The sequence below is a fragment of the Hyalangium versicolor genome (genome assembly GCF_020103695.1).
Classification (GTDB): domain Bacteria; phylum Myxococcota; class Myxococcia; order Myxococcales; family Myxococcaceae; genus Hyalangium; species Hyalangium versicolor.
The window spans coordinates 260,872-277,145 of the sequence record NZ_JAHXBF010000019.1 but is presented as its reverse complement, the minus strand read 5'-3'; the positions used below and the strand labels follow the sequence as shown (position 1 = coordinate 277,145).

Below are 16,274 nucleotides of genomic sequence, written 5' to 3'. Positions count from 1 at the left end.
CGATGAAGCCTCTATCTCATGAGTGTCTGCTCGAATCTCTCGAGCGCTTCGAGCCGTTGCTGACGGGCCATGGTGGGAGAAGGATGCGCGGGAGGAAACTCGTCATAGGTTCGACCAGCGAGTTCCCGCCCGGTTCGGCTCTTGTGGACTCCTCCCCATTGCTTGAAGAAAAAAGGCACCCGAGCGCGCTTGCACTGGTCGCGGATGGAGAGAACCCATGAGTCCGCCATGGGTCTCGCCCGGGCTCCGCTCTCTCCACCAACGATGACCCAGTGGATTCCTCCCAGCTCGAATGCCCCCAGGTCTTCCAGCAAAGGTTCGATGGACAGGAAGCGTACCTGTGCAGGAGCTGCTTGGAGGTGCTCGATGCGTGGTAGTCCATATCGTTTGTCCTCGACGCTCACGCCCCACCAGATGTGTTCGCAGTCGGCGGCGAATCGGAGCTTCGTCGTGAGCAGATCGCGCATCCGCTCGGAACGCTTGGTCAGTACCTGGAAGGTATGCCATCGAGCGAGGAGCATGACTCGGGCAACCGAGACGATGTAATCGTCGGGGATGTCCCGATGGAACAGATCGCTCATGGAGTTCACGAAGATGCGCTTCGATGAACCCCAGCGGAGTGGCTCGGCGAGCTTCTCGGGTACCAACCGGAGATCAAAGCCGTGCTCGAAGGGATGCCCCGGCACGCCGCGGAATCGCTCGGCGAAGGTCTCCGCGTAGCAGTGCTTGCAGCCGGGGCTGAGCTTCGTGCAGCCCCGTACGGGGTTCCAGGTCGCGTCGGTCCACTCGATCTTTGAGGAAGAAGACATGGGCGTTGATGGGTAGGACTGAAAGCAGGTTCAGTTTAAAGCAGGGTCTGACCTGTAGGGTAGCGCGAGTGACCCGTTGCAAGAGCGCGGAGAAGAGTTCGCTGCATCCTCCTGAAATTGCGAGAGCGCGCGAACGTTTTCCATGCCGAGCCCTGCCCGAGAGGCCAGCAGCAGCCTCCTTTCGGCCATGTAGACTCAGTGCAGCAAGGACACCGAATGAAACTCTCTCGATCCAGCATGCCTGTCGTGCTCGTGGGGTTCCTTTCCGCGAGCTTCATCTTCCACGCCTCCGCCGAGGAGCCTGCCAATCCGAAGAGCACCGCGCCGGCCAAGGCCAAGGCCAGCGAGGTGCGGACTCCCAGCCTGCGCACGCCGGATTACATTCCCGAGGCGGCGCGTCCGCTCCTGCGCAAGAAGATGGAGCGCCATGCACAGGACGCGAGGGATCTCATGTTCGGCGTGACGCTGCTCCAGTACGACGCGGCCAAGGCCGCCGCGCAGCGCATTGCCTCCGAGCCCCGGCTCGTCCGTCCCATCGTGGGAGGTGAGGACGACCTGAATGCCCTGCTCCCCGAGCGCTTCTTCGTCCTCCAGGATGAGTCCCGCGCGCGTGCCCAGGCCGTCGCCGCCGCGGCCGAGAAGAAGGACGACAAGGCGCTCGCCGAGAGCTACGGCCGCCTCGTGGAGACGTGTGTCTCCTGTCACTCGGCGTACCTGAACCGTGAGTGAAAGGCCCAGGACCCTCTGACCTCCGACATCCAAGAGTCCAACGCCCAGTTCCAAGGTGCCTGGCGCCACTACGCCGTCCACAGCCCGAGCGGAGAGGTAGTGGACACTCCTGAGGCGTTCATCGCCTGCTCGAACGTGCCCTGGAACATCATGAACCTGGCCTTCCTCCGTGCGCCCGTCGAGACCGAGGCCGCGCTGGAGCGCTCCGTGGCCGCCGCCCGCCAGTACTTCACGCCGCGCAAGCTCGCGTGGATGTACGTCGCGGGCGAGGACTGGTTGTCCCCGGGGCTGCGCCCGAAGGCGGACGCCGTGCTGCAGGCACAGGGGCTCAAGCGGGCCATGACCACCACGGGCATGGTGGCCGAGCACCTCGTGGAGCCCACCCGGCCGCTGCCGTCTATCGACATCCACCATGTCACCGATGAGGAAGGTGCCCGCCACATCGCGGACGTCAACGCGCTCTCCTATGCCTCGTCGCTGGAGGTGGCGCGTCAGTCCACCGGAGCCAGCCTGTTTCGCGGAGACAGCCGGGGCTACGTGGGCTTCGTGGAGGGCAAGGCCGTGTCGGTGGCGGCCGTCATCCGGGTCGAAGGCATTGCCTATGTGGCGTACGTGGCCACGCTCGAGTCGCACCGTCGGCGTGGCTACGCCGAGGCCGTCATCCGCCAGGGGCTCGAGGATGCCCGCCGCTGGTGGGGCCTGGAGCGGACGGTGTTGCACGCCACGGATGCCGGGCGTCCCGTCTACCTGCGCATGGGCTACCGGGACGTGACGCGCTTCGGGTTCTACGCGCCCGCCGACGCCGGGCACTGAGTTGGCGGCTCACCGCAGCAGCCGCTCGAAGGTGACCACGCGCATCGCGAGCAGCGTGGTGCCTACGGCGACCGCCGTATAGAGGAGTGCGAGCACTCCGGCCGCGAGGGTGGGGCCCGGCATCGCAGCCATGAGGGTGAAGCTGCCCAGGATGAGGGGGCCGAGCACCAGCCCGTTCAGGTTGCTGGCCGAGCGGAAGTCCCGAGCCAGCAGGCTCACAAGCAGTGCCGTGCTCGTGGAGCACGCCAGAGCGCACAGCAACATCACCCCCAGCATGAGCACGTAGCTGGGAGAGCCCAGCCCGCGCGTCAACAGGAGCCCGGCATTCACGCCGTAGAACCCCAGGCACACGGGGATGGCGAGTACGAGGATGGCCAGCAGCTTGGCCTGTAGGATCTGCCCCACCCGGACGGGCAGCGCCACCAGCAGCTCCAGCGTGCGGGACTCGCGCTCGGCGAGGAAGATGTAGCTCGCCGTCACCGCCGGACAGAGCAGGCAGCCCGTCGCGATGAGCGGCGTCATGATGAACCAGAGGAAGGCGCGCGGATCACTGCGCAGCTCGGCCAGCCCGGGTGGAAGCGGGACCTCGGGTGGCAGGTGCAGATCCCTCGGGTGGGCCGAACTCATGCTGAAGATCTGCGCCAGCGGCATGAGGAGGATCATCAGCAGCGGCAGGAAGAGCGCCGAGAGCATGGCCCCTCGGTTGCGCAACAGCTGGCTCAGCTCCTTGCGGAAGAGCAGCCGGACCTCACGCGCGAGCATGGGGGGCTCCGACGATGTCGAGGAAGAGCTGCTCGAGGCTGGGGGTGACGACGCGGCACTCGTAGACGTCCACGCCCAGGGCCAGCAGCCGGCGCAGCAGCTCCGGGGCCTGGATGGTGGGCTCCGGCACGGGGATGAGTACGGCCTCCTCCTCCCGGCGCCCGGGAGTGCCCAGCTCCGAGAGCGCCGCGAGCAGCCGTTCGGGGCCCTGGGCCGCGCGCATCGACAGCATGGAGGGGACCTTCTGGCGCAGATCGGAGATGCGCTCGTGGAGCACCACCCGGCCCTGGCGGAGGATGATGGCGCTCTCGCACAGGGCTTCGGCCTCGGCGAGGTTGTGGGTGCACAGCAGCACCGTGCGGCCGGGCATGATGCGCCGTAGGAAGGCGTGTACGTCTCTCATGGAGACGGGATCCAACCCCACGGTGGGCTCGTCCAGCAGAAGCACCTCCGGGGAGCCCAGCAGCGCGGCCGCGAGCGACAGCCGGCGCTGAGTTCCACCGGACAGCTCCGCCATGGGCCGGCGGGTGTAGGGACCCAGCCCGAAGGTCTCCACCACCTCGGCGATGTCACCCCGCCCGTAGAGCTCGCGGACCAACTGGAGGTAGTCGCCCACGACCACGTCTCGGTACATGCCCGGGAGCTGGGGGACGATGCCCACGCGGCGGCGGGCATCGAGGAAGGCCTTGTCCTCCAGCGTGAGGCCGAAGAGCCGGACCTGCCCATCCGAAGGACTGAGCGCCCCGGTGAGGAGCCGGATCAGCGTGGTCTTCCCCGCGCCATTGGGTCCGAGCAGGCATGCGCGCTCCCCCGGAGCGATGCGGAAGCTCACGCGGTCCAACGCCCGGACCTTTCCCGGGTAGTCCTTGATCACGTGGATGACTTCCAGCGGTGGGGCGGCCGGGTTCTCCATACCCCGGAGATATCCGGGAAACGGTGCAAGCTCAAACCCGTAGGCGGTGGGGCTGTTGGATCAGACCACGGGATCGGCGAGGTCGAAGATGGGCGGAGTCGGGCAGAACAGGGCACTGGGGCAGGCGTCGTATGCGCTCCCCCGTGTGGTGGTGCAGCAGAGGAAGAGGGTGGGGCGAGCGGTTGGCGTCGGGCGGATGATCAGGCCGCCGACCACATCCACCAGATCCTCATCCTCGAGTTCGGTGAGCGGTTTGCCGGAGGGACACTCGGGGAGTTCCTGGCGTTGCGCGACGCTGAGGCTCGCGCGGAACTCCGGGTCCTTCCAGGCACGAATGATGAGCTCTGAGTTCATGGTGATGCTCCTGCGGTGAGTGCTGCTCGGGGGAGAGCCCACACAGAAGGAGTGCGCGCGAGTCATCTGTGATGGGCAGGAGCAGCCCGCCTGGCAGGGCTTCCATCCACGCCGAGCCCTTACCTCTCTATCCGGACAGTGAGGAGGAGCTGGTGTCCTGAACGGACTCGCGGTGCGTCGAGTCCGCTGGAGGCACACGGGGAGTGGGTAGATACACCTGGAAGGTGCTCCCCTGGCCGGGCTGGCTGCTCACGGTGATGCGCCCGCCCTGAGCCGCGACGATGCCGTGGCAGATGGACAGGCCCAGCCCCGTGCCTACTCCCACGGGCTTGGTGGTGAAGAACGGATCGAACAGCCGGACCAGGTTCTCCTCTGGAATCCCCACTCCGGTATCCTGCACCGCCACCACCACCGTCTCCTTCTCGTGCCAGGTGCTCAGGCGGATCTCCGCGGACTCTCCGGCATCCTCTGGAATGGCCTGCGCGGCGTTGATCAGCAGGTTGAGGAACACCTGCCCCAGCTGCGACTCGTTGCTCTCGATGGAGGGCACTGGCCCGTACTCCTTTACCAGCCGCGCGCGGTGTTTGATTTCGCTCCACGCCATCTTCACGCACGAGTCGAGCAGGGCGTGGATGTCCACGGGCCCTCGCTGATCATTGTCCACTCGCGAGAAGAGCTTCAGGTTGCGGACGATGTCCCGAACGCGATGGCTGCCGGAGAGTGCCTCCGCCAACGCGTCGTGGAGCTCCTGTGCATGCTCGTCCACGATGCTGGCGCCGGACTGGCTCAGGGCCTGGAACTCCTCCTGGACGTAGTTCAGGTTGCTCAGCAGGTAGCTCAGTGGCGTGTTGATCTCGTGTGCCACCCCGGCGGCCAGGGTGCCCAGCGAGGCCAGGCGCTCGGTGCTCAGCAGCCGCGCCTGCACCATCCGGCGCTCGGTGATGTCCCGGGCCAGGCACACGATGGCCGGCTCCCCCTTGAACTCCAGGAAGACGGTCACCACCTCGGCCAGCACCTGCCGGCCACTCGCATGGCGGAAGCGCACTTCGCGCGGAGCACTGGCGCTGGAGGGCTCGGTGAGGGCCGTTTCGTGACCGGTCAGCACCAGCACTCCCAGCGGCTGCTCCAGCAGCTCCTCCGGGTGCTCCCGCCCCAGCAGGGTGACGGCAGTGGAGTTGGCGAAGACGATCCGACCCCCGCGGTGGATGAGGATCGCGTCTGGAGACTGCTCGATGAGCACCCGGAAGCTGGCCTCGGAGCGCCGCACCTCCGCCTCCGCGGTGTGGCGCCTCCGCTCGTTGCGCAGCCCCAGCAGCAGCGAGCAGCAGGTGGCCAGGAAGGGCTCGAGGAAGGTGATGATGGCCTCGTCATAACCGCCGGCGCGGTTGGCCACCCCCACCATGCCCACCATCTCCTCACTGGAGTGGAAGGGCAGCCCCAGGAACGCGTTCAGCGGAGGGTGGCCCTGTGGCAGGCCCCCACGGCGGGGGTCCACGGCCGGGGTGTTGGCGACCACGGGCTGGCCCGTGACCATCACCTGGCCGAACAGCGTCTTCAGGTTGGTGAACTCCATGCCTCGCGGCGCCTCGCGCGCGTAGAACTCCCGCAGCTCCGGCGTCCAGGCGATGTTGGTGATGGCGTGGGTGCGCAGGTAGGGCTTGCCCTCCGCGGTGCGCAGCACCTCGCCGATGAAGCCGTACTCGCTGCCCGTCAGCTCCAGCAGGATCGACAGCAGCGTGTCGAAGAGGTGTGGAACCGGGTGACCCTGGATGAAGGCTGTCTGCACCTGGGTGAGCGCCTGCAACAGCCGGTTGCTGGCCACCAGCGCCTGGGCTACCGCCGCGGAATCACTCGAAGCCCCGGGAGCAGGACGCTCCCCTTCCGCGGGAGAAGAGGGGGGGGATGCCTTCATGATTCACTCCCCGGCAGGCCGGCCGGTCCACACGCTACAAAAGAAGAGAAAATCCAACGCTTGTCCGGGCTCGCGGCATGAGCGGTCCCAGCGCCGGAAGTATGACACAGGGTGGGGAACTCCCCCCGAGACTTTGGCACGAGGCGTCTTCCGTGAAACATGAGGGCGAGTGATACGGAGCGAGACGACTGGCTCCCCGCAGGGCGACCAGGCCTACATCGAAGCCCTGGGCGCGAGACCCTGGAGGCAAGTTCTTGCCAGCGGGCACCCCCCTCCCGGCAACTTCTTGCCGGGAGCCGAGGCTCTCGTGGAGGCAGTGCGAGCCGGAGGCACGGGACGGCCGGCTGGCATGAGGGATGCTCCAGGCACGGGGGTTCCGAGAGGAGTGGCCGGCATGCATTCGCCGCATCTGCACGAGAGACATCACCAGGAGGCTCCAACCATGCGGTGGATGGGAAAGCTTGCCCGGGGAATCATTGCGGCTCTGGACTCGTCAGGGTGGGAGGAGCCTGGGAGTGCGCCCCCTGTCGTCAGCGAGGTTCATGCGTCCTGGGCGGGCTGTGACTACGCGATTCGCGTCACGCAGTGCATGAGGTACGAGCCGTATCCGAAGACCGTGTACCGGATCTCCGCTCGCGTTGCGGCGGAGGCTTCCGGCGCAGCCAGGGCGACGCTGGCGAGCGTCGTCCTCGGAGAGTCGGAAACCGTGCCGGCGATCGCCATCGCGGCGAATGACGCGGGGCTCGTGGTGGGCTATTCGGAAGAGGCCAGCTACGGGAGTATCGGGACGCTCAGCAATGGCCATGCGGTGCAGCTGGATCCCAGGACCCTGGCCGTCGTGAGGCATGTGAAGATGTTCGGGGGCGCATCACTCCCGACGGGCACGGCGGGCGGCTGGGGCTCGCTCAAAGTGGGGCGGCTCACCATCGTGAACCACGCCACGCTGGTGGTGGAGGGGACGCTGTCGGGCAACCATATCGACGTCTGGACGGTTCAAGGCGTGGGAGGCTATTGGAGCACGCCGTACGACGGGAGTTCGCCCCGGGCCACCTCCTTCTCCGCGACCTTCCCTGGCTTCTTCACCCGGCCGCAGGCGCCTTCGCTCATCATCTACTGAGCCGGGGGGCTGCAACTCACTGGCTCCTCTCCACCTCGCCTCCGCGCTATGAAGTGGGCCATGAACCCTTCTTCGAAGCGTGTGATCTCCGATCTCAAGGAACTCGAGAAGCTCACCTCCGACGAGCGCGGTGCCCAGCGCGTCGCCTGGGGCCCGGTCTGGCGCAAGGCGCGCGAGTGGTTCGCGGGAAAGCTGCAGAACGAGCTCTCCCTCTCCGTGCGCCGGGACGGCGCGGGTAACCTCTGGACCACGCTCCCCGGAGACTCCGAGCGGAGCATCGTCATCGGCAGCCACCTCGACTCGGTGCCCGGTGGCGGGTGGCTGGACGGCTGCCTCGGCGTGCTCTCGGGTCTCGAGGTGCTCCGCGTCTACGCCGCGAAGGGCCAGCGCCCGCCAGTGACGATCCACCTCGTCGATTGGGCCGACGAAGAGGGTGCGCGATTTGGCCGCAGCCTCGCCGGGTCCGCCGCGTCCGCGGGCTCGCTCGATCCGCACAAAGAGCTCGGGCACCTGGTGGACCGCGCCGGTGTGAAGCTCCCCGACGCGTTGAACGAGAACGGCATCACCCTCGAAGGAATGAAGACCGCGCGGAAATACTTCGACGAGCTGCGAGCCGAGGCCTACCTCGAGCTGCACATCGAGCAGGGTCCTGTGCTGCAGGAGATGAAGCGCCCGGTCGGCGTGGTCCTCGGGACGATGGGTGTCGAGCGCCACCATCTGAAGTTCATCGGGCAGGCCGCCCACTCGGGCGCCGCGCCGCTGCACCTGCGCCGGGACGCGTTCCTCGCGGGTGCCCGGTTCGCGCTCGCGGCGCAGGAACTCGCGACGAAGCTCTCCGGCAAGACGCCGCGCACGCGTGTGGTGGCGACCTGTGGCGTGGTGAAGGTCGAGCCGAACTTCGTCACCGCGGTGCCGGGTCGCACGGAGATCTCCATCGACATGCGTGCGCTCGACGCGAAAGTGCTGGCAAAGCTGCTGGCGGGGGCGAAGAAGGCGTCGCTCGCCGCGGCGAAGGAGTTCCACGTCAAGGTCGAGTGGAGCCCGATTCTCAAGATCACCCCGCGCATCTTCGACGAGACGCTTACCGGCTTCGTGCGAAAGGCAGTCAAGGGCGTCACCGGCCATGCGCCGGAGATTCCGTCGGGTCCGCTGCACGACGCGGCGGAGATGGCGGACATCGTGCCGACGGCGATGGTCTTCGCGCAGTCCTCACCGGGCATCTCGCATACCCGTATCGAGGACACGCCGGAGCCGGCGCTCGACAAGTCGGTGCGTGCGTTCCTCTCGACAGTCGAGCAGACCGTGGAGCACCTCGCGCGGAAGGCCGAGCCCCGGCGCAAGCGAGGGTAGCGTATGAGCGCCGCGCGCGAGGCAGCTCCCAAAGGACCCGCACTCAAGCCCTCGTCCGTTCGCCTCTTCGTGCTCCTGGCACGTGCGCCGGTGCGATCTCTCGCCCTCGGGGGATAAGCTCGTCTACTTTGCGGCGAAGTATCCGAGCCAAGGACTTCGAGCTTCAGATGCGCATCCTGGGCCTGCACGAGCGCGAGGGTCCCTGGTACGTGATGGAGTACGACCTGATCGACGTGAAGCGGGAGGAGGAGGTTCCGCTGGGCCGCCTCGACTGGGCCGACTGGGACTCGAACGGCGATCTCCTCTTCGCTCGCGAGGGACGCCTCTACCGGCTGGAGCCTCAGCGCAAGGACAAGACCGTGGATGTCCATCATCTGCACGAGGTGGCGGACCTGCGCGGCCTCACGTTCGAGAACAGGCGAGCGCCACCGGGTGCCGCGGAGTGGTGAAGGCTACTCGGGGGTAAGCCACCTCGAGTCAGAGGGGATACGGATGGGGCACGGCCTCCGCGGGGTGGGACGCCTGAGTTCCCTGATGGGTTCCCGAGGATGGTGTTTTTGATTCTGGAATTGCATCTGCATCGCGGTAGACCGTTTTTGAAGTCCGCCCGTTGATGGGACGGCGAGGCTGACTCGCCGATTTCATCAAGGGGAACCATCGTGACGCTGTGGAGGAATGCTGTCTCGCGGACGCTGTTGTTGGGGGCGCTGAGCCTGCTCGCGGCCTGTGGCGGAGAGGCCGGGCCCACCCAGGTCATTGCCTCGCATGAGCCTGGTGCGCTGGCGCTGCTCATCGAGCGGGAGGGGAGTAACGGGCTCTTCGTCGGGGGCGCGGCCGAGCGCTTCAAGGTCACCGCCGCGGATGAGGTCTTCACGTCGGTGCGCTGGAGCGCCACCAGGGGCGCCATCGAGCCCGACGCGGAGCAGGTGACCTGGACGCTGCCCTCGGAGGGGTTGGCCTCCTTGTCCGTCGCGGTCGAGACGGCGTCGGGGAAGAAGGCAGAGGGGGAGTTCCACTTCAACGTGGTGGCCTCTCCGAACCTCGCCACGAACCCCGCCATCGACCCGAGCCCGGATGTCACGGGTGGCTTCTGTCAGCTCGCCTTCGACAACGCGGGCAAGGGGCACGTCGTCTACTACAACGATACGCGCCATAGCCTGTGGTACGGCCAATGGGATGGCTCGTCGTGGACGACGGAGCAGATCGACGGCTCCGGCTTCAACAACGACGGTCAGTTCACCTACAACCCCTTCCTCGCGGTGGACCCGGCCACGGGCACGCCACACGTCGCCTACCTCAAGGGGGATGGCCCCCCGGGGCGCGGCACGGAGGTCTTGCGTGTCAGCTACGCCACGCGCGTCAACGGCATCTGGACTCGGGAGATCGTCGATCCGACGAGCCGCACCGGCGACTCCGTCCGTCTGTCCATCGCGCTCAATCCCACCCAGGACCTGAGGCCCACCATCATCTATAGCGACTCGTTGCCGTCGTCGTCGGGCGTGCGGGTCGCGACGCGGACGGGGAGCAACGCGTGGAGCACCTCCCAGGTCACCACGGGGACGATGGCGAGCAAGGCCGTCTTCGACGCGGCAGGAACGCTGTACATGCTCAGGGGCGGGACGGTCACTGCCATCAAGGGCACCACGGTGGAGACCTACGCCCTGAGTGGCATCTCTGGGTGGCAGTCCCTGGCGCTGACGCCGGACCAGCATCTGCTGTTGCTTCCCAACGGGGCTGTGACCAATGGCTGGTGGGCCGGCTTCTACGACGTGACGCTGGGCTCGCCGCTGTCCACCAGCACCACGCGCATCTCCCAGGGGACCTACGTCGTGGCGAACATCGCCAACGACCTGGCTTATAGCGGGGGCAAGCCCTACTTCGCCCAGCGCCAGGGGACGACGCTGGAGCTCGCCACGACAGATGCGCAGGGTTTCTGGACGTTCACCCAATGGGGCACGATTCAGGATGGAACGCGGCCCAGTATCGCCATCCGCCCCACGGATGGAACGCCGCACGTCTGCTACCAGCGGGACGGAAAGGTGACGTTCCAGTAGCACCCGAGGCTTCCGCGCTGACATAGGCCTTGGCTCGGGGAGCACTCCGGGGGGAAAGTCGCCTCCTCATTGCCAAGGAGATGAACCATGAATCCCCAGCCCCTTCGACGATGGCTCTGGAGCGCGGCCCTGGCGCTGCTGGCCGCCTGCTCCTCCGACGAGCCCACGACTCCGCCCCCTCCCTCCGAGACCCCTGGCTTCACTCTGGCGCTCTCGACGGACAAGACCCCCATCCTCCAGGGCTCGAACGTGACGGTCACCGCGACCGTCACGCGGGAGACCGGCTTCGACGGGGCAGTGGACCTGACACTCGCCGACCTGCCCAGCGGCGTGAGTGTGACGCCAGCCTCGATCGCCAGCAGCGCCACCTCCGCCACGATCCAGCTCGCCGCGGCGGCCACGGCACCCCACTCTCTGCCCACCACCGTCACGGTGAAGGGCACCTCGGGTGACAAGACGGCGAGCAAGCAGCTCACCGTGACGGTTCGTGGCCCGCCCGGCTCGCTCGACACCAGCCTCGTGACGGGCCCGGTGATCACCCCGGTGGGCGCGGGCGAGGACTACGCTGAGGGCATTGCCGTGCAGCCCGATGGGAAGATCCTCCTGGTTGGCCGCACCGCCGCCTCGCAGGGCACCACCTTCGCGGTGGTGCGCTACTCCCGCGATGGCAGCCTGGACACGGGCTTCGGCACCGGCGGCAAGGTGACCACCGCGGTGGGGACTCCCAACAGCCAGGCTTTCGCGGTGGCGCTGCAGACGGACGGGAAGATCCTCGTCGCGGGCACTGCGGATGGCGGCGCGAGCGGAATCGACTTCGCGCTGGTGCGCTACAACGCCGACGGCAGCCTGGACACGAGCTTCGGTAATGGGGGCAAGGTGACCACCGCCTTCGGCAATGGGGCGGATTCGGCCTACGCGCTCCTCCTCCAGTCCGACGGAAAGATCCTCCTCGGCGGAGACACGGATGCCGGGGCGACCGGCCTGGACTTCGCCCTGGCCCGCTACAACAGCAATGGGAGCCTGGACACCGGCTTCGGCACCGGTGGCAAGGTGACCACCTCCATCAAGTCGGCCGCCGGCCGGGACACCATCTTCTCGCTCGCCCTGGAGACGGTGGGGAGCGAGGCGCGCATCGTCGCCGCGGGAGGTGATGGCGACTTCATCCTGGCCCGCTACACCCCGGCCGGGGCGCTGGACACGGGCTTCGGTACGGGCGGGAAGATCAACGGGCTCTTCACCACCAGCATCGGCTCGGCGCGGGCTGTGGCCGTCACCTCCGATGGGAAGCTCGTGGTGGCTGGCCACTCCAATCACGACTTCGCGCTGGTGCGCCTGAGCGACGCCGGCACCCTGGACACGGGCTTCGGCACCGGCGGCAAGGTCATCACCCAGGTGAGCACCACCAACTGGGACGAGGCCACCGCCCTGGTCATCCAGGCGGATGGGAAGCTCGTGGTCGGTGGATGGATGTATACGGGCAGCGGCTCGAGCGGGGACTTCGCCCTGCTGCGCTATGAGTCCACGGGCGTGCTCGACTCCGGCTTCGGCACGGGAGGCAAGGTGGTGACGCCGCTCGCTTCGGGGATCAAGGACGACACGGCCCGCGCGGTGGCGCTCCAGGCGGACGAGCGGGTGCCCGTGGTGCGCATCCTGCTCGCCGGCTCGGCCAGCGACTCCAACCACGACTTCGCGCTGGCCCGCTTCTGGCCTTGAGGCGGGTTTGAGCGTCGGCGCGTGCAGCGGGCCGAGCGGAAAGCACCGGGGGCTGAGGTGTTACGAACGCCTCCATCATGGACCCAGGGAGGCCTCATCGAGGCTTCCAGCCTCTGGGCAGGCATCCTCGTCTCCATTAGCTTGATTGCCCGGAGAGTCACATGATCGAACTCTATTATTCGCCCAGCACCGCCAGCATGGTGGTGCACTGGTTGTTGATCGAGCTGGGTATCCCGCACACGCTGCGCAGCCTCGATCTCGACAAGCGCGAGCACAAGGCGCCGGAGTACCTGGCGATCAATCCGGCTGGCGTGGTGCCGGCGCTGGTGATCGATGGCCAGGTCATCCTGGAATCGCCCGCCATCGCCATGCATCTCGCCGATGCCTATCCAGCGGCCAGTCTGGCGCCGCCGCCCGGTACGCTGCAGCGTGCACACTACTACCAATGGTTCTTTTTCATGGCCAACACGCTGCAGCCGGCCTATCGCGCCTGGTTCTATCCCACCGAACCGGCTGGCGAAGCCAACAGCGAAGCGAGTAAGGCCATGGCGCGAGAGCGGATTGAGACCGCCTGGCAGCGCGTGGACACGCACCTGGCAGCGAAGGGGCCTTACCTGCTTGGCGAGAAGCTCAGTGCCGCTGATTTCATGCTCACCATGCTGATGCGCTGGTCGCGCAACATGCCGAAGCCAGCGCATACGTGGCCAGCGTTGGCGAAACACGCGGCGCTGATGAAGGCGCGACCGGCGTTCAAGGAAGTCTATGCCCGCGAAGGGCTGAGCGACTGGACCTGACGAGAGTGCTGCCATTGGAGGAGCCTCCAGGCCATCGAGGGCGAGGGGATGGAGGCGGCGGGAATTGAACCCTTGGCGAAACTTTGTGGGTACCCATCGATAGCGTGTGCCCTGGCGAGTGTGGCTGGGGAGGGGTCACGTTTTCGGGGCTCAACCCCATGGCCCACAGGCCTACTGTCTACGCTTCACGTCCACCCTCGCGGGCGTCCGCGCAAGACTCGTTTCCGGTTGGCGGCCTCGGCCTTCTCCGGTCGGGACTTTCACCCGCAGGCTGCTTCCCAGAGTTTCAGGTCGCTACTCCCTCCTCTCTGGCCAGTCTTGGCCTGGCGCACCCCGAGGATCGTCCCCATTCCAGGTCATTGACAAGAAGCCGCTGCGTCAGTTGCAGTGCTTCCCAAACACGCTCAGCGACGCCTCCGGCTTCACCAAGCGCTGCGTGTCTGAGGTGCTTGTGAGATTTCCAAAGAGTCTGTTGCTCCTCATGGTGGTGAGCTTGAGCGGTGCGGCAGGTTGCCACAATCCTCCCGAGGATGGCGGCCCTCGTCCCGATGCCGGCGTGTCGCTCCCGCCAGAGATTGTGCAGTCTTCTCAGTCCGCGCCATCCACTTCCGCACGAGGCACCATCACCCTGAGCGCCACGGCGGCGGACCCACAGGGCAGCCCCCTGAGCTTTTCCTGGGAGACCAACACGGGCGCTCTGGGACAAGCGCAGAGCACCGCCACCACGAGCGATGTGGTCTGGACGGCTCCCGACTGCGTGCACCAGAAGGATGCTCCCTGGGTACGGCTCACCGTCACCAACGCGCTGAACCTCTCTGCTTCGCACCAGTTCACCGTGTCGGTCACCCCCATCTGTCCCCTCTCGGTGGTCAGTGGCTTCTCCCACTCGCTGGCGGTGCGCGCTGACGGGACGGTGTGGGCCTGGGGAAACAACATGTTCGGCCAACTGGGGGATGGGACGAAGACCCGGCGCCGCACTCCAGTACAGGTGAGCGGACTGCATGGCGTAATGGCCGTGGCAGCCGGCGAAGGGCACTCGCTGGCGCTGCGCAATGACGGGACGGTGTGGGCCTGGGGAAACAACATGTACGGCCAGCTCGGGGATGGGACGGACACCGAGCACCTGACACCCGTGCAGGTGAGCGGGCTGAGCGGCGTGGTGGCCGTGGCGGCTGGCAGCATCCACTCGCTGGCAGTGCTCCGAGATGGCACTGTATGGGCCTGGGGAAACAATATCGTCGGGCAGTTGGGGGACGGGACGGAGATCCAGCATGTGACGCCGGTGCAGGTGAGTGGCATGAGCGATGTCAAAGCGCTCGCGGCCGGTGACGGCCACTCGCTGGCGATCCGCAGTGATGGGACGGTGTGGGCCTGGGGTACCAATTCCCGCGGTCAGCTAGGAGATGGGACATATACCCAACGTACGGCGCCGGTGCAGGTGAGCGGGCTGAGCGGTGTGGTGACGGTCGCGGCCAGCGAAGGCCACTCCCTGGCAGTGAGCGGCGATGGCAGGGTGTGGGCCTGGGGGTACAACTTCGAGGGCCAGTTGGGTGATGGGACGAACACCAGTCATCAGGCGCCAGTGCAGGTGAGTGGGTTGAGCAGCGTGGTGGCGGTGGAAGTCGGCAGGCGGCACTCGCTGGCGCTGCGCAGCGACGGCACGGTGTGGACCTGGGGCGCCAATGATTCCGGCCAGCTCGGGAGTGGAACAGACATCGGGAGCTGGGTGCCGGCGCAGGTGAGCGGGCTGAGCAGCGTGGTGGCGGTAGCGGCCGGCTGGGAACACTCACTGGCGCTGCGCAGCGACGGCACCGTGAGTGCCTGGGGGCTCGCCTGGCAAGGCCGGCTGGGGAATGGAACAGACACCCAGCGTGCGGCGCCCCTGCAAGTGAGCGGGGTGAGCGGCGTGGTAGCGGTGGCGGCGGGAGACACTCACTCGCTGGCGGTGCTCCATGACGGAACGGTGTGGGCCTGGGGCTACAACGATGCCGGCTGGCTGGGAGATGGAACGGAGATGGAGCGCAGGGCACCGGTGCAGGTGGTGGGGCTGAGCGGCGTGGTGGCGGTGGCAGCCGGTGACAGGCACTCATTGGCCATACACAGCGATGGCACACTGTGGGCCTGGGGCTCAAACTCCGAGAGCCAACTGGGAGACGGCTCAACCGACTTGTGGCATTGGACACCGGTGCAGGTAAGCGGGTTGAGCAGCGTGGCATCTGTGGTGGCCGGGGATGCGCACTCCGTGGCGGTGCTGAATGACGGCACGGTGTGGGCCTGGGGCGCCAACGCTTCCGGTCAGCTTGGAGATGGGACGACCACCAACCGCCGGCTCCCCGTAACGGCTCATGGGCTGAGCGATGTCGTGGCGGTGGCGGCTGGCGGTGCTCACTCGTTGGCAGTGCGCCAAGATGGAACGGTATGGGCCTGGGGAAGCAATCTGTTTGGCGAGCTGGGGGATGGGACGCACACGAGCCGTCAGACGCCAGTACAGGTGAGCGGGTTGAGCGGCGTGGTGGCGGTGGCGGCCGGCGACACTCACTCCATGGCGGTGCGCGGAGACGGCACGGTGTGGGCCTGGGGCTCCAATAGTTCCGGCCAGCTAGGGGACGGGACGAAGACCCAGCGCCTGGTGCCGGCGCAGGTGAGCGCGCTGAGCGGCGTGGTAGCGGTGTCAGCAGGCAGGGGACACTCCCTGGCGCGGCGCAGCGATGGCGCGGTGTGGGCCTGGGGCTCCAACATGGAGGGCCAGCTCGGAGATGGAACGGACACCGATCGCCTGACGCCGGTACAGGTGAGCGGATTGACCAGCAAGGTGGTGGCCGCTGGCGGCACTCATTCCCTGGCGGTGCGCAACGACGAAACGGCATGGAGCTGGGGGCACAATCTCCACGGTCAGGTGGGGGATGGCACCCTGGCGTACAGCTCCATGCCAGTCACAGTCACCCTCCCTTGAG

The 16,274-nt window shown here is 67.1% G+C and carries 14 protein-coding genes; 9 read left to right on the top strand and 5 right to left on the bottom strand.

Going from position 1 to position 16,274, the window contains the following annotated elements; translation table 11 throughout:
* Positions 1-11: 11 nt before the first annotated feature.
* Complete coding sequence (locus tag KY501_RS35310) at positions 12-809, bottom strand: DUF5131 family protein (RefSeq protein ID WP_224368136.1); 798 nt, start codon at positions 807-809, stop codon at positions 12-14.
* A gap of 216 nt (positions 810-1,025) precedes the next feature.
* Between KY501_RS35310 and KY501_RS35305 the strand changes: the two genes are divergently transcribed.
* A complete protein-coding gene (locus KY501_RS35305) occupies positions 1,026-1,538 on the top strand; it encodes a hypothetical protein (RefSeq protein ID WP_224368135.1) in 513 nt (170 codons plus the stop codon).
* Between the two features lie 99 nt (positions 1,539-1,637).
* Positions 1,638-2,351, top strand: coding sequence for a GNAT family N-acetyltransferase (locus tag KY501_RS35300; protein WP_224368133.1), 714 nt, complete (start codon positions 1,638-1,640; stop codon positions 2,349-2,351).
* A 9-nt stretch (positions 2,352-2,360) separates the two neighbouring features.
* Here the strand turns inward: KY501_RS35300 and KY501_RS35295 are convergent, their stop codons facing one another.
* The 4 genes from KY501_RS35295 to KY501_RS35280 all read right to left on the bottom strand — a co-directional run bounded on the left by KY501_RS35295 (position 2,361) and on the right by KY501_RS35280 (position 6,292).
* Positions 2,361-3,113, bottom strand: a complete 753-nt coding sequence (locus tag KY501_RS35295; protein WP_224368131.1) for an ABC transporter permease subunit — start codon at positions 3,111-3,113, stop codon at positions 2,361-2,363.
* Entirely contained in the window at positions 3,100-4,026 is a 927-nt protein-coding gene (locus KY501_RS35290) for an ABC transporter ATP-binding protein (RefSeq protein WP_224368129.1), read from the bottom strand. Before KY501_RS35290 ends, KY501_RS35295 begins: the two co-directional genes overlap by 14 nt.
* Before the next feature lie 60 nt (positions 4,027-4,086).
* Positions 4,087-4,380, bottom strand: a complete 294-nt coding sequence (locus KY501_RS35285) for a mersacidin/lichenicidin family type 2 lantibiotic (protein WP_224368127.1) — start codon at positions 4,378-4,380, stop codon at positions 4,087-4,089.
* A 127-nt stretch (positions 4,381-4,507) separates the two neighbouring features.
* Positions 4,508-6,292 (bottom strand): ATP-binding protein, encoded by a 1,785-nt coding sequence (locus KY501_RS35280; RefSeq protein ID WP_224368126.1) that lies wholly within the window; start codon positions 6,290-6,292, stop codon positions 4,508-4,510.
* Between the two features lie 442 nt (positions 6,293-6,734).
* Here KY501_RS35280 and KY501_RS35275 point away from each other — a divergent pair, with 442 nt between their 5' ends.
* The 7 genes from KY501_RS35275 (at position 6,735) to KY501_RS35245 (ending at position 16,273) form a co-directional block, all read left to right on the top strand.
* On the top strand, positions 6,735-7,409 hold the full coding sequence (locus tag KY501_RS35275; RefSeq protein ID WP_224368124.1) for a hypothetical protein: 675 nt from the start codon (positions 6,735-6,737) through the stop codon (positions 7,407-7,409).
* A gap of 60 nt (positions 7,410-7,469) precedes the next feature.
* Positions 7,470-8,759, top strand: a complete 1,290-nt coding sequence (locus tag KY501_RS35270; RefSeq protein WP_224368122.1) for a Zn-dependent hydrolase — start codon at positions 7,470-7,472, stop codon at positions 8,757-8,759.
* Positions 8,760-8,926: 167 nt separating this feature from the next.
* Entirely contained in the window at positions 8,927-9,208 is a 282-nt protein-coding gene (locus KY501_RS35265) for a hypothetical protein (RefSeq protein ID WP_224368121.1), read from the top strand.
* 210 nt (positions 9,209-9,418) lie between these two features.
* Positions 9,419-10,813 (top strand): hypothetical protein, encoded by a 1,395-nt coding sequence (locus KY501_RS35260; protein WP_224368119.1) that lies wholly within the window; start codon positions 9,419-9,421, stop codon positions 10,811-10,813.
* Between the two features lie 87 nt (positions 10,814-10,900).
* A complete protein-coding gene (locus KY501_RS35255; RefSeq protein WP_224368117.1) occupies positions 10,901-12,526 on the top strand; it encodes an NHL repeat-containing protein in 1,626 nt (541 codons plus the stop codon).
* A 161-nt stretch (positions 12,527-12,687) separates the two neighbouring features.
* Positions 12,688-13,320 (top strand): glutathione S-transferase family protein, encoded by a 633-nt coding sequence (locus KY501_RS35250; protein ID WP_224368115.1) that lies wholly within the window; start codon positions 12,688-12,690, stop codon positions 13,318-13,320.
* Positions 13,321-13,801: 481 nt separating this feature from the next.
* Entirely contained in the window at positions 13,802-16,273 is a 2,472-nt protein-coding gene (locus tag KY501_RS35245; protein WP_224368113.1) for an RCC1 domain-containing protein, read from the top strand.
* Position 16,274: the final 1 nt, after the last annotated feature.